Annotated in this window: 17 protein-coding genes, 2 tRNA genes and 1 pseudogene; 14 read left to right on the top strand and 6 right to left on the bottom strand. The window is 57.1% G+C overall.

Annotated features, from left to right (window positions below):
* Positions 1-4: 4 nt before the first annotated feature.
* Both LG290_RS14000 and LG290_RS13995 read right to left on the bottom strand, forming a co-directional pair.
* A complete protein-coding gene (locus LG290_RS14000) occupies positions 5-541 on the bottom strand; it encodes a DUF924 family protein (RefSeq protein ID WP_499837115.1) in 537 nt (178 codons plus the stop codon).
* A 177-nt stretch (positions 542-718) separates the two neighbouring features.
* Positions 719-991: pseudogene (locus tag LG290_RS13995) on the bottom strand (MerR family transcriptional regulator); the annotation flags it as partial.
* 79 nt (positions 992-1,070) lie between these two features.
* On the opposite strand from LG290_RS13995, the gene LG290_RS13990 reads away from it, so the two are divergent.
* From LG290_RS13990 to nadA, 7 genes are all read left to right on the top strand, one after another.
* Positions 1,071-2,105, top strand: a complete 1,035-nt coding sequence (locus LG290_RS13990; protein ID WP_499835319.1) for an SO_0444 family Cu/Zn efflux transporter — start codon at positions 1,071-1,073, stop codon at positions 2,103-2,105.
* Between the two features lie 126 nt (positions 2,106-2,231).
* Positions 2,232-3,152: a segregation and condensation protein A gene (locus LG290_RS13985; RefSeq protein ID WP_499835318.1), complete on the top strand. Its 921-nt coding sequence runs from the start codon at positions 2,232-2,234 to the stop codon at positions 3,150-3,152.
* The gene (gene scpB / locus LG290_RS13980; RefSeq protein WP_499835317.1) at positions 3,149-3,934 is read left to right on the top strand and encodes an SMC-Scp complex subunit ScpB; all 786 of its coding nucleotides are present in this window, start codon (positions 3,149-3,151) and stop codon (positions 3,932-3,934) included. Before LG290_RS13985 ends, scpB begins: the two co-directional genes overlap by 4 nt.
* 112 nt (positions 3,935-4,046) lie before the next feature.
* Positions 4,047-4,859, top strand: coding sequence for a 23S rRNA pseudouridine(2605) synthase RluB (gene rluB, locus LG290_RS13975; protein ID WP_499837114.1), 813 nt, complete (start codon positions 4,047-4,049; stop codon positions 4,857-4,859).
* Between the two features lie 120 nt (positions 4,860-4,979).
* Positions 4,980-5,055, top strand: a tRNA-Lys gene (locus tag LG290_RS13970).
* 51 nt (positions 5,056-5,106) lie between these two features.
* Positions 5,107-5,182, top strand: a tRNA-Lys gene (locus LG290_RS13965).
* Between the two features lie 259 nt (positions 5,183-5,441).
* Positions 5,442-6,470, top strand: a complete 1,029-nt coding sequence (nadA, locus tag LG290_RS13960) for a quinolinate synthase NadA (RefSeq protein WP_499835315.1) — start codon at positions 5,442-5,444, stop codon at positions 6,468-6,470.
* An 89-nt stretch (positions 6,471-6,559) separates the two neighbouring features.
* Here nadA and LG290_RS13955 read toward each other — a convergent pair whose 3' ends face one another.
* Positions 6,560-8,032: a M48 family metallopeptidase gene (locus LG290_RS13955; RefSeq protein ID WP_499835314.1), complete on the bottom strand. Its 1,473-nt coding sequence runs from the start codon at positions 8,030-8,032 to the stop codon at positions 6,560-6,562.
* 258 nt (positions 8,033-8,290) lie between these two features.
* On the opposite strand from LG290_RS13955, the gene LG290_RS13950 reads away from it, so the two are divergent.
* Together LG290_RS13950 and LG290_RS13945 are read left to right on the top strand one after the other, a co-directional pair.
* Entirely contained in the window at positions 8,291-8,548 is a 258-nt protein-coding gene (locus LG290_RS13950) for a sulfurtransferase TusA family protein (RefSeq protein ID WP_499837113.1), read from the top strand.
* On the top strand, positions 8,545-9,642 hold the full coding sequence (locus tag LG290_RS13945; RefSeq protein WP_499835313.1) for an AI-2E family transporter: 1,098 nt from the start codon (positions 8,545-8,547) through the stop codon (positions 9,640-9,642). Before LG290_RS13950 ends, LG290_RS13945 begins: the two co-directional genes overlap by 4 nt.
* 71 nt (positions 9,643-9,713) lie before the next feature.
* On the opposite strand, the gene LG290_RS13940 is transcribed toward LG290_RS13945, so the two are convergent.
* Positions 9,714-10,196 carry a peroxiredoxin gene (locus LG290_RS13940; protein WP_499835312.1) on the bottom strand — a complete coding sequence of 161 codons (483 nt, stop codon included), beginning with the start codon at positions 10,194-10,196 and terminating at the stop codon, positions 9,714-9,716.
* A gap of 222 nt (positions 10,197-10,418) precedes the next feature.
* On the opposite strand from LG290_RS13940, the gene dapA reads away from it, so the two are divergent.
* The 3 genes from dapA (at position 10,419) to purC (ending at position 13,133) form a co-directional block, all read left to right on the top strand.
* Positions 10,419-11,303, top strand: coding sequence for a 4-hydroxy-tetrahydrodipicolinate synthase (gene dapA, locus LG290_RS13935; RefSeq protein WP_499835311.1), 885 nt, complete (start codon positions 10,419-10,421; stop codon positions 11,301-11,303).
* Between the two features lie 74 nt (positions 11,304-11,377).
* Positions 11,378-12,364, top strand: coding sequence for a lipoprotein, NlpB (locus LG290_RS13930; protein ID WP_499835310.1), 987 nt, complete (start codon positions 11,378-11,380; stop codon positions 12,362-12,364).
* A gap of 52 nt (positions 12,365-12,416) precedes the next feature.
* On the top strand, positions 12,417-13,133 hold the full coding sequence (gene purC, locus LG290_RS13925) for a phosphoribosylaminoimidazolesuccinocarboxamide synthase (protein ID WP_499835309.1): 717 nt from the start codon (positions 12,417-12,419) through the stop codon (positions 13,131-13,133).
* A 27-nt stretch (positions 13,134-13,160) separates the two neighbouring features.
* On the opposite strand, the gene tsaA is transcribed toward purC, so the two are convergent.
* Positions 13,161-13,889 carry a tRNA (N6-threonylcarbamoyladenosine(37)-N6)-methyltransferase TrmO gene (gene tsaA, locus LG290_RS13920; protein WP_499835308.1) on the bottom strand — a complete coding sequence of 243 codons (729 nt, stop codon included), beginning with the start codon at positions 13,887-13,889 and terminating at the stop codon, positions 13,161-13,163.
* 102 nt (positions 13,890-13,991) lie between these two features.
* Between tsaA and LG290_RS13915 the strand changes: the two genes are divergently transcribed.
* Positions 13,992-14,489, top strand: coding sequence for a GNAT family N-acetyltransferase (locus LG290_RS13915; protein ID WP_499835307.1), 498 nt, complete (start codon positions 13,992-13,994; stop codon positions 14,487-14,489).
* A gap of 13 nt (positions 14,490-14,502) precedes the next feature.
* On the opposite strand, the gene nadC is transcribed toward LG290_RS13915, so the two are convergent.
* Positions 14,503-15,360 (bottom strand): carboxylating nicotinate-nucleotide diphosphorylase, encoded by an 858-nt coding sequence (nadC, locus tag LG290_RS13910; RefSeq protein WP_499835306.1) that lies wholly within the window; start codon positions 15,358-15,360, stop codon positions 14,503-14,505.
* Between the two features lie 143 nt (positions 15,361-15,503).
* On the opposite strand from nadC, the gene ampD reads away from it, so the two are divergent.
* On the top strand, positions 15,504-16,076 hold the full coding sequence (ampD, locus tag LG290_RS13905; protein ID WP_499837112.1) for a 1,6-anhydro-N-acetylmuramyl-L-alanine amidase AmpD: 573 nt from the start codon (positions 15,504-15,506) through the stop codon (positions 16,074-16,076).
* Positions 16,077-16,221 lie beyond the last annotated feature (145 nt).

The raw sequence follows: 16,221 nt of genomic DNA, 5'->3' as shown, positions 1-16,221 counted from the left end.
CGGGTCAGAATCCCGAGCCGGGTTGCTTGAGAAACTCGATTTCTTCGGCGGTGGAATCGCGCCCTAGAATCGCATTACGGTATGGATAACGGCCGAAGCGGTCGATGATCGCTTTGTGTTTCACTTCAAAGTTGTAGTTGTCTTCCAGGCCATTGACTCGGAACAGACGTTCGGCATGCTGGTGAATCCTGGGTGATTCGCTGTGCATGTAGGGCATATAAAGAAAATTGCGCTCTATGGGCGTCAGGGTATCCGCCTCTCCCGAGGCAACGGCCTCCTGGGCCAGTATCAGCGCCACGTTATCCTGAGCAAATGCTTCCGGGGTATCGCGGTGTATATTGCGAGAAAATTGATCCAGCACCAGTATTTCGGCCAGTCTCCCCCGAGGAGTCGCTCGCCATTCAAATAGCTCCCCCTGGGCGGCCTGGCTTAAAAGTGCCTTGAAGCGTTGGGTGATTCTGGCATCCAGCTCCGCATCCTTTTGCCACCACTGTTTCGGGTCGAGTTCGTTGAACCAGAAATCCAGTACAGCTTGTTGCATGTCACTTGTCTCCTGCTGAGGCGAAGTGGAATCCTCTTCGAGGACGGGTTGTGGCTCGAACAAGGCTTCCACGATACGGCATTCGCGAATACTGCCGCCTCGGCACTGAGTAACAACGGTACGCAGTTCTTGCGCCAATGCCTGCAGAGCCGAGATGCGCGCTTCAATACGTTGCAGATGTTGCGAAGCGATAGCGTCCACCTGGTGGCACTGTGCGTCTGGGTGAGCGGTCAGGTTCAGCAGTTCATGGATGCTGTGTAGGTCCAACCCCAGGTCGCGCCCATGGCGAATGAATCCCAGCTGTTTCACCGCTTCCGCTGTGTAGTAGCGGTAGCCGTTGTCACCCCGTTTAGGAGGTTTGAGCAAGCCGAGTTTTTCGTAGTGACGGATCGTTTCGACTGAACAGCCGCTGGCGCGAGCGACCTCGCCTATCTTGATCAGTTCGTGCATGTGGTTTGACTCTGTAACGGTTACAGGGTTTATGCTAGGTCGTAATGGCATACGAAGGCAATCGCCAAAGGAGACGCCCATGCAGATGCTCAATGAAATGCTTTCCGTGGCGCTGGCAGCGGCCCCTTGGTTATTGTTCGGTCTGTTCGTGGCCGGCTTGATCAAGGCATTCTTTCCCGATGCCCTGCTGGAGCGTTGGATCGGCGGGCGAGGACTGGCGAGTATTGCGCGGGCAGCGGTTATCGGGGCGCCCTTACCCCTGTGTTCCTGCGGAGCGATTCCTACCGCCCTGGCGCTGCATCGCAAAGGCGCAGGGCGTGGACCGACCACGGCCTTTCTGATCGGCACCCCCGGGGTAGGAGTGGATTCCATCGCCATTACCTATGCCCTGTTAGGGCCCTTCATGATGCTGGCCCGGGTGGCCGGGGCGATTGCCACCGCTATTGCGACGGGGTTACTCGTGGCAATGACTAATGAGCGACCCGTTATACCCGAACCGCAAAGCACCTGTGGTGGCTGCTGCGAAGCAGGCCATGCGCCGCCGGAAGGGGGTGATTCAAGGTGGCAGCGGCTGCGCCAAGGCATGCATTATGCGTTCAATGACGTGCTTGATGATATCAGCCTTTGGGTCCTGGCGGGGTTGATGGTGGCCGGAGCGCTGATGGCTTGGGTGCCTCCCGAAGCCATCGCCACTTACGGCAGTGGTTTCGGAATCATGCTGTTGATGGCGGTGGTGGGTATTCCGTTGTACCTATGCGCCACCGCCGCCACGCCGATTGCTGCCGGCATGTTGCTGAGCGGCGTATCTCCCGGTGCGGTCATTGTATTTCTGTTGGCCGGGCCTATTACCAGCCTAGCCACGCTGGGCGTATTGCGTCGTGAACTAGGCGGCCCTGCGTTAGTGGCTTATCTGGCGGGCATCCTGAGCACGGCACTTATCGTGGGTGTCTTGACCAATGTGCTGGTGGCGCAGCTGGATATCAACCTGATCGCCCAGGTAGGCGCGGTTCAAGAGCTGTTGCCGGAATGGCTGGAATGGTCGGCGCTCGGCTTGCTGGGAATACTGGCTATCCGCCCGCTACGGCGTGGCGTGGAACGCCTGGTTCCTCAATGACGAGGCTTTCCAGTGAAAGGCGTGGCTATAATGGCGCTGCCGTGATCTGGCATTTTTCGTGCCGCCAAGTTTGCTAGACTGCACGGCCAGCTCAGCCTTTCAGCCCACCCAGGAGAATCGACCCGCGTGAGCGAGACGTCCATTACTCAGCCCTTTAGTGAAACGCCTGCGGTGGAAGCTCCCGTGGCGGAGGCCTTGGGGCGGCTATTCAATGAGCCCATTACTCAGATGCCGGAGGACCTGTATATTCCTCCTGAAGCGCTGCGTGTATTTCTGGAAGCATTCGAAGGGCCGTTGGATTTGCTGTTGTACCTGATCCGGCGTCAGAACCTGGATATTCTCGCGATCAATGTGGCGGTGATTACCCGGCAATACATTGAATATGTTGAACTGATGAAGTCGATGGAAATCGAACTTGCCGGTGAGTATCTGTTGATGGCGGCCATGCTTGCGGAAATCAAGTCGCGCAGCTTGCTGCCGCGCCCGCCCCGGGAAGGCGGCGGCGAGGAAGAAGAGGACCCACGCGCTGCCTTGATTCTTCGCCTGCAGGAATACGAACGCTTGAAGGAGGCGGCGGAATCGCTGGAAGCCATGCCGCGTGCCGGACGTGACTGGTTCCCTGTCCAGGCAGGCTTGCCACCGCTTGAAGCGCAAGTGATCCATCCAGAGGTGGCGCTGGATGAGCTGCTCGGCGCCTTGGCCGATATTCTCAAGCGCGCCGAACTCAACCAGACCCACCAGATCAGCCGGGAAGTGCTTTCCACTCGTGAGCGCATGCTGAGGATCATGGAGCAATTGAGCCACGAACATTACATGCCCTTTGAAGCGCTGTTCACCCTGGAAGAAGGTCGCGCCGGCGTGGTGGTGACCTTCATGGCGATACTCGAACTGACCAAGGAAGCCATGATCGAGATCGTGCAGAATGCACCGCTTTCGCCGATTCACGTCCGTGCTCGTACGGCTGTCCCTTCTGGCACCGAGGAGAGCGCCTTCGAAGATCAAACAGCAGAGCCCGCTTTCGAATGGCAGGAGAAGGTGCCGAAATGAATGCCTCCCTGTTGGAAGAAATACTCGAGGCCACCTTGCTGGCCGCCGGTGAACCGCTGGCGCTGGAGCGCCTGGAAGGTGTCTTCAGTGAGGCGGAACGGCCGCAGCGGCGTGAACTGCGCGCCGCCTTGCAGCGCCTTGAGCAGCGTCATGCAAGCGGGGCGCTCGAGCTGATGGAAACCGCTTCCGGCTATCAATTGCGCATCCGGCCACGGCTTTCGCCCTGGATCTCGCGGTTGTGGGACGAGCGCCCACAGCGATATTCGCGCGCACTGCTGGAAACCCTGGCCTTGATCGCTTATCGTCAGCCGGTTACCCGCGGCGATATCGAAGACGTTCGCGGGGTCAGCGTCAGCAGCTCCATCGTGCGCACCTTGATGGAGCGCGGCTGGATTCGTGTGATCGGGCACCGTGATGTGCCAGGGCGCCCGGCGGTATATGCCACCACGCGCACCTTTCTGGATGACTTCGGGCTCAAGACGCTGGATGCTCTACCGCCGATGCATTTGTTGCTTGACGACATTCAGAGTAAAGAAGCGCTGGACAAGGACGACCAAGCCAAGGAAAAAGCATTCAAGGATGAGGTGAGTGCTCCGGTGGAGACGCCGACGGCTGAGATAGCCGACACCCAGCACGCCGAGACGGCGTCAAAATCGCCGCTGAGTTTTGCCGACCTTCAAGCAAGGCTGGCGGCACGCGCCGGGACTAGCGTCGATGACGACACAAGTGCCGGTGATGATAACCCTGAAGTGAGGTCGGATGACCATGAGTACGACAACTAACACCCCTAACAGCACCCCTAACAGCACCCCTAACAGCACCCCTAACAGCACCCCTAACAGCACCCCCAAGCCCGACACGGAAAAACTGCAAAAGGTGCTGGCTCGCGCCGGAATGGGTTCGCGCCGTGAGATGGAAACGGCGATTGCCGGGGGGCGCGTCAAAGTCAACAATCAGCTTGCCAAGCTGGGCGACCGTGTGGGAATGCGCGACAAGGTCAGTTTCGATGACCGTCCGGTTTCGCTGCGTGCCGAAGACGATGTGCCGCGCCGAGTGATCATGTACAACAAGCCCGAAGGTGAACTCTGCACACGCAAGGATCCCGAAGGGCGGCGTACCGTTTTCGAGCGCTTGCCGCGCCTCAAGGGCGAGCGCTGGATCGCTATTGGCCGTCTGGATATCAATACCAGCGGGTTGCTGTTGTTCACCACTGATGGGGAGTTGGCCAACCGCTTGATGCATCCTTCCACTCAGGTTGAACGTGAATATGCCGTTCGGGTCATGGGTGAAGTAAAGCGAGAGCAGATAGTGGCCATGGTCGAAGGCGTAATGCTGGAAGACGGCCCAGCGCGTTTCAGCGATGTGCAGGAATTCGGCGGCGAAGGCATCAACACCTGGTTCCATGTGGTGATCCTCGAAGGACGCAACCGGGAAGTGCGGCGTCTGTGGGAATCCCAGGGCTTGACGGTCAGCCGTCTAAAGCGCGTGCGTTACGGTAATATCTTTATCGACAAGCGTGCCAAGGCCGGCGAATGGATCGAGCTGACTCAGGATGAGGTGGATGACCTGGCCGGTCTGGCTGAGCTTGAGTCGCGCAAGGTGCCGGCACTGACCCCGGATGAGAAAAACCGTTGGAGTCGCGATAAGCAAAAGCGGCGCCCGGTGCAGGCAATGCGCAAGCCGACTGAAAAACCTCGGCGTCGCTAGGCACTGCCAGGCGTTCGTTGGCTGATTTCAGTCACCACCTAAGGGTGCCGCCATGGAAAAAGTTAAAATAAATCCTTGCCATGGCGGGCCTCTATACGTATTATTTGCACCCGTTAAGGCGGGTCGTTAGCTCAGTTGGTAGAGCAGTTGGCTTTTAACCAATTGGTCGTAGGTTCGAATCCTACACGACCCACCATTCGAACGTTGTGTGAAGCAAGCTGTGAGCAAGTCGGTAAAAGGCAAGTCAGGGTCGTTAGCTCAGTTGGTAGAGCAGTTGGCTTTTAACCAATTGGTCGTAGGTTCGAATCCTACACGACCCACCAATTTTAACGCCCCGTCAGCAAGCTGACGGGGCGTTTTGCTGTGCGGCGATGAGAATAAGCGGCATGGCCTGGGCACCTGTCACTGCTCTAGGTCTTGCGCTGTGCAACGAATTGCCAGCACAATGGTCCGAATAGCTATTGGTTGGCCACCGCGAGAGACGCCACGGCCACCATTTCGGTGCATGGTTCATGCGGAGCGCATGAGTGCCGTGCCTGGTGCCATGCAGGGGGAGCCCCTGCCGTCACAGTGGTAGACACGATGACTATAATGACCAAGCAAGCTGAGCTTATCGCTCAGATTCCTAGCCCGTACTGTCCCACTCGCATTCCCGCCGAGGATCAAGCTCGCGTGGAAGAGATCAAGGGATTGCTGAAAGCCCAGAATGCGGTGCTGGTAGCGCACTATTATACCGACGACGCCATTCAACAGCTTGCTGAGGAAACCGGCGGCTGCGTGGCGGATTCCCTGGAGATGGCCCGTTTCGGCGCTCGCGACGAAGCCACCACCCTGGTCGTGGCCGGGGTTCGTTTCATGGGCGAAACCGCCAAGATTCTGTCCCCGGAAAAGCGTGTGCTGATGCCTACCCTGGAGGCCACCTGTTCGCTGGACATCGGCTGTCCGGAGGATGAATTCAGCGCATTCTGCGATGCGCATCCAGATCGTACCGTGGTGGTGTACGCGAATACCTCTGCGGCGGTAAAGGCACGTGCCGACTGGGTGGTGACATCCTCCATCGCCGTGGAGGTGATCGAGCATCTCCAGGCGCGAGGCGAGAAGATCTTGTGGGCGCCGGACAAGCACCTAGGGGGCTACATCCAGAAAAAAACCGGCGCCGACATGTTGCTGTGGGACGGTGCCTGTATCGTTCACGAAGAATTCAAGGCCAAGGGCGTGGAAGACCTGAAACGCCTCTACCCGGATGCCGCCGTTCTGGTGCACCCGGAATCGCCTGCTTCGGTAGTGGCATTGGCCGATGTGACAGGCTCTACCTCGCAGCTGATCAAGGCCGCAAAAGAGCTGCCCAATGACAAGCTGATCGTCGCGACCGATCGCGGCATCTTCTTCAAGATGCAGCAGACAGTGCCGCACAAGACATTGTTTGAGGCGCCCACGGCGGGTAGTGGCGCTACTTGCAAGAGCTGCGCCCATTGCCCGTGGATGGCGATGAACGGCCTGGATAACCTGGCAGAAGCGCTGCGTCAGGGCAGCGGAGAAATCCATGTGGATGATGCCATGCGCCAAAAAGCGTTAAAGCCCTTGGAACGCATGCTCAGCTTCAACGCCTGATAGGCCTTGTCTCATCTGACGATCCTTGGAGCGCTGGAGTTTTTGCTTGGCTTCAGCGCTTCTGATTTTTCGGATCGGTTTTAAAGCGTCTATTTGCCGAACTTTTCCAATGTTTCCCGGTAGTCGATAAAGTCCTGGCGGCGCTGCTCGATGCGCCCCAAGGCTTGGCGATCGTTTTGCTGCTCAGCCACGTCCTTGGCGATATCCAGTTGCCTGATACCCCGATCAATCCGCCCGGTGAGCTGCAATTGCTCGGCACGGGCGAGATGTCCCCAAGCTTCTCGTCCACTACGCCCAGCGGCTTCCGCCAATAAACTGAATGCCTGCGCATTTTCCGGTTGCTGAGCGGTAATGTCGCGAAGAATGCGATAGGCCTCGTCTGGCTGGTATTGCAGCAATGCTTCGCCAAGCACCATTTGCGCTGGGAGGTGATTGGGCATCAAGCGTAGCAGGCGACGGCTGCGCTGGGCAGCCTCTTCATAGCGGCGATCCTTGAGCGCCATTTCTGCAGCGGTAGCCGGGAATATGGCCAGGTCGGGCAATGCTCGAGCGAGTTGATCGAATTCTTGCAATGCCTCGTCGGTGTGTCCGGCCTGAGCGTCGAGTAGCGCCTGGAGATAGCGTTTGGCGATGTCTTCTGCAGCCGGGCTTTCCGCCATCCGAGTGATTGCCTGCTGCGGGCGGTCGGCGTGGATATGTGCCAGAGCCCGCGCCCGTATCAAGGCATACATGGGATTGCTATCGCCAGACGAGGCTGTTTGCAGCTGTGAAGCGCGTGATTGAGCATCGCTCAGGCGCGCCTCGGAAACCGGGTGGGTAAGCAGGAATTCCGGTGGGGTGCCGCCTTGCAGGCTGGCCATGCGTTGCATGGCACGAAACATGCGCACCATGGCTTCGGGCTCGAAGCCAGCATCGGCCATGGTTTGCAGGCCCAGGCGGTCGGCCTCCTGTTCGAAGCGTCGCGAGTAGCGGAGTTGGTCCTGCGCCAATGCCGCCTGGGAGCCTATCGCTGCAGCGAGGCCGGCATCGCCGCCACCGCTTGCGGCTATCAGCATTCCCGCCAGCATTCCCGCCATGGCGGGAAGCTGGGTTTGCTCGGCACGTGCTGTGCCTCGCGCATAATGGCGTTGCGAGAGGTGTCCCAGTTCATGTGCCAGAACCGATACAAAGGCGCCTTCATCTTCGGCAAAGGCAAAGAGCCCGGCGTTGACGCCGATGACGCCGCCGGGCACGGCGAAGGCATTCAAGGCGTCGTTATCGACCATCACGATGCTGGTGCGCATGCTGCCCAATTGGCTGTGAGGAAGTAACCGGGAGACCAGGCTGTCGATGTAATCAGCCGCTATTGCATCATCCCATTCAGGGGCATGGGCGCGAAATTGACGTAGCCAGGCACGCCCCAGGCGGTACTCCTCGTTGCCCGCCGTTTGTGTTGCACTGCTGCTCAGGCTGGGCAGACGTGATTCGTCGAAAGCCAAGGCATGGGTGCTGAAAAGCATCAGGTTGAGGATGCCAAATATCAGCCAGCCAGAGCAATACCGATGTAGAGCAGAAGACAACATGGCACATCCTTATGGATAGTGGTGTGGATGGATCGAATAGTGAGCATGAACGAGAACAAGCAAGGGCCATGCTAAAAGAACAAAGTAAATGAAATGGGCTCAAAAGATGAAAAAAGCGGGATGTTAAGCAACCGGCCACGTTGTGACATTGATTCACAGGCGGAAGTGCCGTTAAATCCTCAGGGTTTTATTGAAAGAGTTCTATCGAAACAGAGTGCCGTTGGTATGGATGGCATTCTCATGGGAGTTTCCAGTTTTATGCAACCCAGCTCTATGCAACCCGATACGGTATTGAATGCCTGTGGGCTTTCATGTCCGCTGCCATTGCTCAAGGCCAAGCAGGCACTCTCTCGCCTGTCGCCTGGTGAGTTACTGGAAGTGCAGGCAACAGATGCCGGCTCCTGGCGTGACTTTGCCTCTTTTACCGAACAGAGTGAACATGAATTGATCGCGCGTGAAACGCGCGGTGATATCTATCATTACTGGATTCGTAAGGGTGGAGCTCCCATTTCATGACCATGCAGACACTGTTGAAAGGCTGGGTGGATCGTTACTTTTCCGATGAAGAGGCGATCATCCTGCTACTAGTATTAGTGGTGGGGTTCGCTGCGGTGATCTGGTTGGGGCGTATGTTGGCGCCTTTTTTCACTTCCTTGGTGATTGCCTTCCTGTTGCAGGGGGGAGTGAATGCGTTGACCCGCCGAGGGGTTCCCCACCTGCTTGCGGTGATCATGATATTTCTGGGATTCATCAGCATACTGCTGAGCATGGCGTTTATTCTCATGCCATTGATCTGGAACCAGATGGTGAGCTTGCTGCAGGAAACCCCGCGTATGTTCGCCAGTGGCCAGCGCTGGCTCGATGAACTCCAGGCTCGCTATCCCAACCTGATAACGCCCGATCAGATGCAAAGCTGGATCGGCGTGGCAAGCCGTGAAATTACTCAGTTGGGGCAACGTGCGCTGACGCTTTCGCTGGCCTCGCTGGGTAATGTGCTGTCATTGATCATTTACCTGGTGCTGGTTCCCATCCTGGTATTCTTCATGCTCAAGGACCGCCGGACGCTGATAGCATTCACGCTCTCCTTGTTGCCGCAAAAGCGCAACTTGATGGAGCGGGTCTGGCAGGAAATGGATGTCCAGATTGCCAACTATGTGCGCGGCAAGTTCATCGAGATCATTATTGTGGGTACGGTTACCTTCTTGACGTTCGCTTTCTTTGGCTTGCCGTATTCAGCCTTACTGGCGGTATTGGTGGGGTTCTCGGTGCTGGTGCCTTACATCGGGGCGGCGGTGGCGACCCTGCCGGTTGCCGCCGTGGCCGGGTTTCATTTTGGCCTTAGTGAACAGTTCGCCTATGTATTGATCGCCTACGCAATTATCCAGGCGCTGGATGGTAATGTGCTGGTGCCAGTATTGTTTTCTGAAGCGGTGAATTTGCACCCGGTCTCGATCATCGTGGCAGTGCTGTTTTTCGGTGGAATCTGGGGCTTCTGGGGAATATTCTTTGCGATACCACTGGCCACCTTGCTCAAGGCGCTGGTGTATGCCTGGCCGCGAGGTATCCGTAAGCGCCATGAAAAACAAGCGCTGGAAGCGGAGCAGGGTTGATTTATAAGCCCGCAAACGCTGTTAGGCGGGAGCAGGCGATGTGTGGTCAAGCGGGATATGGTCAGGCGCGATCATTTACCTTCATGCAGTGCCTGGGCGGCTTCCAACACCTCGTCAACATGACCCTTTACCTTGACCTTGCGCCACTCGTGGGCAAGTCGACCGTCTCTATCAATTAGGAAAGTGCTGCGTTCGATCCCCAAGTGCTCCTTGCCGTAGAGTTTCTTGAGTTTGATCACCTCGAATAGCCGACAAACGGCTTCGTCCTTGTCCGCGATAAGCTCGAAATTAAAGCCCTGCTTGGCCTTGAAGTTTTCCTGAGCACGAATGCCATCACGCGAGCCGCCGAGTATCAGGGTGTCGGCCGCATCAAAGGCTTCCTTGAGATCGCGAAAATCGCCGCCTTCCGTGGTGCAGCCTGGCGTGCTGGCCTTGGGGTAAAAGTACAGCACCACCTGCTTTCCCTTGAGATCCGAAAGCGTGATGGTGGCGTCACCGGTGGCCTGGACGGTAAAACCCGGAACGGGCTGGCCGAGACTGAGACTGAGACTCATGAAAATTCCTCATGGGGTGGTAGATTAAGGTGCTGATTACACGCAACCCGCAGCCTGCTGTCAAAACGCTTTTATGCAGGCTGAAAAAAGACAGGTGGCTTTGCGCTGTACACACTCGAGCCGCCTGAGTACCATTTGTCCCTTACATGGCGGCAGGGTGTTATGTTTGACGCTGCGCCAATTTCTTGTCAGCGGGTACCTCCGAAATAGAGGAATGAACGGATGATCACAGGCAGTATTGTCGCCCTGGCGACGCCGATGAAAGTCAATGGCGACATCGACTGGGAGGCGCTTCGTCGTCTGGTGAACTTCCATCTCGACAACGGCACCGATGGTATTGTCGCTGCCGGTACCACCGGTGAGCCCACCACCATGTCATTCGCCGAGCACTTCGATGTGATTCGCAGTGTGGTCGAACAAGTCAACGGGCGAATCCCGGTGATTGCGGGTACCGGTGCCAATGCCACGTCGGAAGCCGTGGAATTGGCACGCTATGCCAGCGAAGTGGGTGCGGATTACTGTCTCTCGGTGTGTCCGTATTACAACAAACCGACCCAGGAAGGGTTGTATCAACACTTCAAGGCGGTGGCCGAAGGCAGCCAATTGCCGGTTATCCTGTACAATGTGCCGGGGCGTACCTGCTCCGATCTGTACAATGAGACCGTGGTACGTCTGGCCAAAATTGATAATATCATTGGGTTGAAGGATGCCACCGGCAATCTCGAGCGTGCAGAAGACTTGATCAAGCGCCTGGAAGGCAGTGGTTTCATGCTTTATTCGGGCGATGATGCTACCGCCTGCGATTTCATGCTGATGGGGGGTCATGGCGATATTTCGGTGACCGCCAACGTAGCGCCCAAGGCGATGCATGAGCTGTGTGTGGCGGCCGTGGCGGGGGATGCCGACAAGGCTCACCAGATCAATACGCGCCTGATGCCATTGCATACTAACCTGGGGATTGAGTCGAATCCTATTGCGGTGAAATGGGCTCTGCACCGCATGGGGTATGCCGAACCCGGTATCCGTTTGCCACTTACCTGGCTTTCGGAAAAATACCACGCCACGGTCAGTGAAGCGCTGCAGTTGGCTGGTGTGATCGAGGAATAGTCGTCTTGTTGAGCAGGCGCATATACCGGGGAGCCGACGCCGGGTCCCGAACTGTAGATTGCTAAGGTGGCTTGATGAAATTTGCGCTTTTTAACCCTGCACTCAAATGGATGCCGTTGACGCTAGTGGCGGCCATGTCATTGGCAGGGTGTGCGCGTGATGGTTTCTACCATGACCGTAACCTGGATTATGTGGAAACCACACCCAGTGCACCTTTGGCATTGCCGGAAAGCCGCGACATGCGGCAGTATGGCGACGCCATGCCAGTGCCACGCGTTGCTTCTGAAAATGTACAACCTTCCGAACCTGCTCTGGTCAGGCCGCCAAGAGCGCTTGCCGGTAGTGGCGCCGAGCAGGATTACGTGGAACGCCGCAATATCGATGGGCAAAGCTGGCTGGTGATTGCAGCTCCTCCCGGGGCGGTATGGTCGCAGCTGGAAGATTTCGTCCAATCACGCCAACTTGGGGTGCAAGAGAGCGATGCCGAACGTGGGATGATTGAAACCTCTGAGGGACGTATTCGGCTGGAAAGTGGCTTGCGTGCCGGTAACAGCGAGGTGCGCTGTGAACGCGGCGGTCAGGCATTGAGTGCCTGCCTGGATGCGCTGGAAAATTACTTCAGCGCCCGTAGCGCCCTGGCTGACTCTGCATCATCTTCGCTTTCCGCCCAGCGTCTGGATCGTAGCGCCTACATCCAGCTGGAACAGGAAGGAGGCGAGTGGAAAGTCATCATTCCCCGCAATATCGACAGAGTCTGGGCGGAGCTCAATCATTTCCTGACGCTTGAATTCGTTCAAGAAGGACAGCATGAGCTGTTGTCGGAAGACCCCCAAGTGCATGAGTTTCTCGTGAACTATACGCCCAGCGAAAAGCGCGAGCGTGGTTTTCTATTAGGCCTGATCACTCCGGACGTCAGTCAGATGTCGCAACGCATCCGCCTGGCGCTGGAATCCGTGGGTACCAATCAGACGGTGCTGCGGGCGATCAATGCCAGCGAGCGTGACCTTGCCCCGCAAGACCAGCGTGAACTGCTGGAACGGGTATCCGGCTACCTGCGCTGAGTGCCGGCTTGATCGGTTGTTATCTTTGTTTTGACTCTCCTTCGGAGCCCTCATGGAAAAGCGTCAAGAACTTTATGCCGGTAAGGCGAAATCCGTCTACACCACCGATGATCAAGACCGGTTGGTGCTGCAGTTTCGTGATGATACCAGCGCCTTTGATGGTAAGAAAAAAGAAGCCTTGGCCCGCAAGGGCATGGTCAACAATGTGTTCAATGCCTTCATCATGGCGCGCCTGCAGGAAGCCGGGGTGCCGACGCATTTTGAAAAACGCCTGAATGCCACCGAAAGCCTGGTCAAGAAGCTCGACATGATTCCGGTGGAATGTGTGGTGCGTAACGTTGCTGCCGGCGGACTGGTCAAGCGACTGGGGGTGGAAGAAGGCATCGAACTTGTCCCACCGACCTTCGAGTTGTTCCTGAAGGACGATGAGAAGGGCGACCCCATGATCAACGAGTCATTGGCGGAAACCTTCGGGTGGGCGAAACCCGAGCAACTGGCTGAAATGAAAACGCTGACTTACCAGGTGAACGACGTGCTCAAGGCGTTGTTCGCTCAAGGCGGTCTATTGCTGGTGGATTACAAGCTCGAATTCGGTATCTTCAAGGGTGAGATTGTGCTGGGCGATGAATTCTCGCCGGACGGTTGCCGACTGTGGGATGCCGAGACCCGCGAAAAACTGGACAAGGATCGCTTCCGCCAAGGCCTGGGTGGTGTCATCGAGGCCTACGAGGAAGTCGGCCGGCGGATCGGGATCGAATTCCCTGCCTGAACCGCCTTTCCTGCAAGCCAGCCTTCCCTAAACCGCTACGATCGCCACGACTTCCAGAGTCGTGGCGTTATTGTGTATTACAGCGCGAAAGCGCACATCCACATCTCTGAGCCTGACTCCATGGAGGCGGTCCGCTGTGCTGTTCTTGCGATAGGCCGGGCGAGGGTCTTGGGCAAGCACTTGAGTGATGAGCAGCATTAGCGACTCCCCCCCAGGGTGTTGCGCCAAGTCGCAAACAGCAGAAGGGGAGAAGCTCACCGGGCAGGCTTCAGGCGGCTGGGGAGCAAAACCGGAACGTGCCTCCGGGTGTGCTTCCGCCCAGGGTAAGTAGGGCTTGATATCCACCACCGGCGTGCCGCTGACCAAGTCGCAACCAGCTAATTCCAGGCGCACACCCTGGGTAGTGTCTACGCACCTAAGCTCCACCAGCGAAAGTCCCAGGCGGTTGGGGCGATGGGTGCTGCGGCTGGCAAATACGCCGACTTTGGCATTGCCGCCCAGGCGAGGTGGACGCACTAACGGCGTCCAGCGTTCAGGGCTCTGATGAAAAATGAAGCTTAGCCACAAGTGGCTAAAGGCTTCCAGTCCGCGTACCGCCAAGGCGTCATTGTGCGGGGGTGTCAGTACAAGCGTGGCGCGCGCCGCCGGGGCCAGGCCCGGCTGGCGCGGAATGCCGAATTTATCGGGGTAATCGCTTTCGATCACCCCGATAGAAGTGAGTGAAAAGTGAGCAGTTGCGAAAGATGAATCAGGCATGAGGAGCAGGGTATCGTGGCAAGTAATCGAAACGGTGCGGCTTGAGTCGTTTAAGCAAAGTGCTTAGGCTGCCGAGACGCGCCAACCAATAAGGATAACTGGATGACTAGCCATCGCATACTTTATCGTGCCGCCCTGTCGCGTGATGCGGCCGACCAGGCGGAAGTGTTTTACCACGCGGTGATGCAAGGCGCGACGGCACAATACGACTTGACTCAGCGCCAGGCCTGGGCTTCGGCACTGCCGCGAGAAGCCAGTGCCTGGGCGGTGCGTCAGGTGCTTTATTCCACCCTGGTGGCTACCTGTGACGGCCGTTGCGTGGCTTTTTTGGAGCTGGATATTCCCACAGGTCGCGTGGTCACTCTCTACGTCTGGCCGACGTTGGCCGGGCGGGGTATCGGTACCACCTTGTTGATCCACGCCGAGCGCTTGTTGTTGGAGCATGGCATTCAGCATATCCAGATAGACGCCAGCCTGATGCTTTGTGAACGGTTGTTGCGACGGGGCTGGCGTGATTTAGGTGAGGAATGGGTCGAGCGTGGAGGCGAGCGGTTGCGTCGCCACCATTTGAAAAAGCCAATCGTGGCGGTAGAAACCTAGGCGATGCCTGGCGTTAGGCTTGTGAGCGCGTCTGGGTGATGCGCATGGAAAGGTCGATGGCTTTGATATCCTTGGTTAACGCACCGCTGGAAATACAGTCAACGCCGGTCTCGGCAATGGCGCGCAGCGTGCTTGCGTCGACGTTCCCCGAGGCTTCCAGGACAGCGCGTCCTGCGGTACGTTTGACTGCTTCGCGCATATCGTCCAGTGAGAAGTTATCCAGCATGATGGTATCGGCACCCGCGGCCAGTGCCTGATCGAGCTCATCGAACGTTTCCACTTCGATTTCCACGGCAAGTTCCTTGGCAATCTTGTGAGCCTGGTTGATTGCCGCTTCGATGCCGCCACAGGCGGCAATATGATTTTCCTTGATAAGAAAAGCATCCCACAGACCGATACGGTGGTTGTGCCCACCGCCGCAAGTCACCGCGTATTTTTGCGCTAAACGCATGCCGGGCAGTGTCTTGCGCGTATCCAGCAGGCGTACACCGGTATTTTCGATCAAGTTCACGTAATGCCGTGTGGCTGTCGCGGTGGCGGAAAGTGTCTGCAACAGATTGAGTGCGGCACGTTCGCCGGTCAATAGACTGCGCGCCGGACCCTCCATTTCCACAAAGCGTTGCCCGGCTTCCAAGCTGTCACCATCTGCGGCCAGCCAGTGGAGCACCACACGGCTGTCCAGGCGGCGAAATACCTCATCGACCCAAGCAACACCGCATAGCACTGCAGCCTCTCGCGTAATCACATGGGCGGTGGCCCACTGGGTGTCGGGGATCAATTCAGCGGTAATGTCCCCGGGGCCGACGTCTTCCGCTAGCAAGTGCGCGGCGCTGTTACGGATTTCATCGGTAAGGGCGGTTTGATAATGCATAGCGTGCCTTTCAGCAGAAGGAATAACATATAGTTGAGCATTATAGGAAAAGTCATGGCACAACGTCAGGGGGTAAGGTGATCAAGCACCAACAAACCATCGAACAAAGCGCAGGCAATCAACGTTCAGTTCATCAGGTTTCAATCAATCAAGGATGGTGGGAGGCGGCTTGCCGGGTGGATTCGCCCAATCAGGATCAGCGCCCCGAAGGTGAAGTCTCGTTATTGCTCCTGCATGCTATCAGTTTGCCACCGGGGCAGTTTCATGGCGATGCAATAGAGGCCTTGTTCCTGAACCGCCTTGATCCTGACGCGGATAAATTTTTTAGCGAGATTGCACATTTGCGCGTCTCGGCACATTTGCTGATTCGCCGCGACGGAAAGTGTGTTCAGTTTGTCTCATTCGAGGCGCGGGCCTGGCATGCCGGGCGTTCGCACTGGTTTGATGCGCACGTTGAACAGTGGCGCCAAGCGCTCAATGATTTTTCCGTGGGTATCGAGCTTGAAGGAGATGACGAGACGCCTTTCACCCAGGCTCAATATCATGCCTTGGCGTGCGTCACTAAAACCTTGATGGAAAGCTATCCTTCTCTTACACCCGAACGTATTACCAGCCATGCCCAGGTGGCGCCACTGCGCAAGACTGATCCCGGACCGGCATTTGATTGGAAGTACTTTCGTGGTTGTCTGGCCAAGCAGCCCTCTAAAACCGTATAAAACGGTAGTTTGACTACAAGTTGCTGCGCCTTGGTCGTAAACTGCAATATGCTGGATAACCCTTATGTTGCAGTGCAGTACTTTGTTTTCGATAGGCTTTTCCCGGCCTGCTGAATTGGCAGCGTGGCGACTTTGAGGTATCTTC

Origin of the sequence: Halomonas sediminis (genome assembly GCF_044871105.1) — a bacterium.
In the GTDB taxonomy this organism is placed as follows: Bacteria; Pseudomonadota; Gammaproteobacteria; order Pseudomonadales; family Halomonadaceae; genus Vreelandella; species Vreelandella zhuhanensis.
Note: the sequence above shows the minus strand (reverse complement) of the source record. Positions and strands in the feature narration are given on the sequence as shown.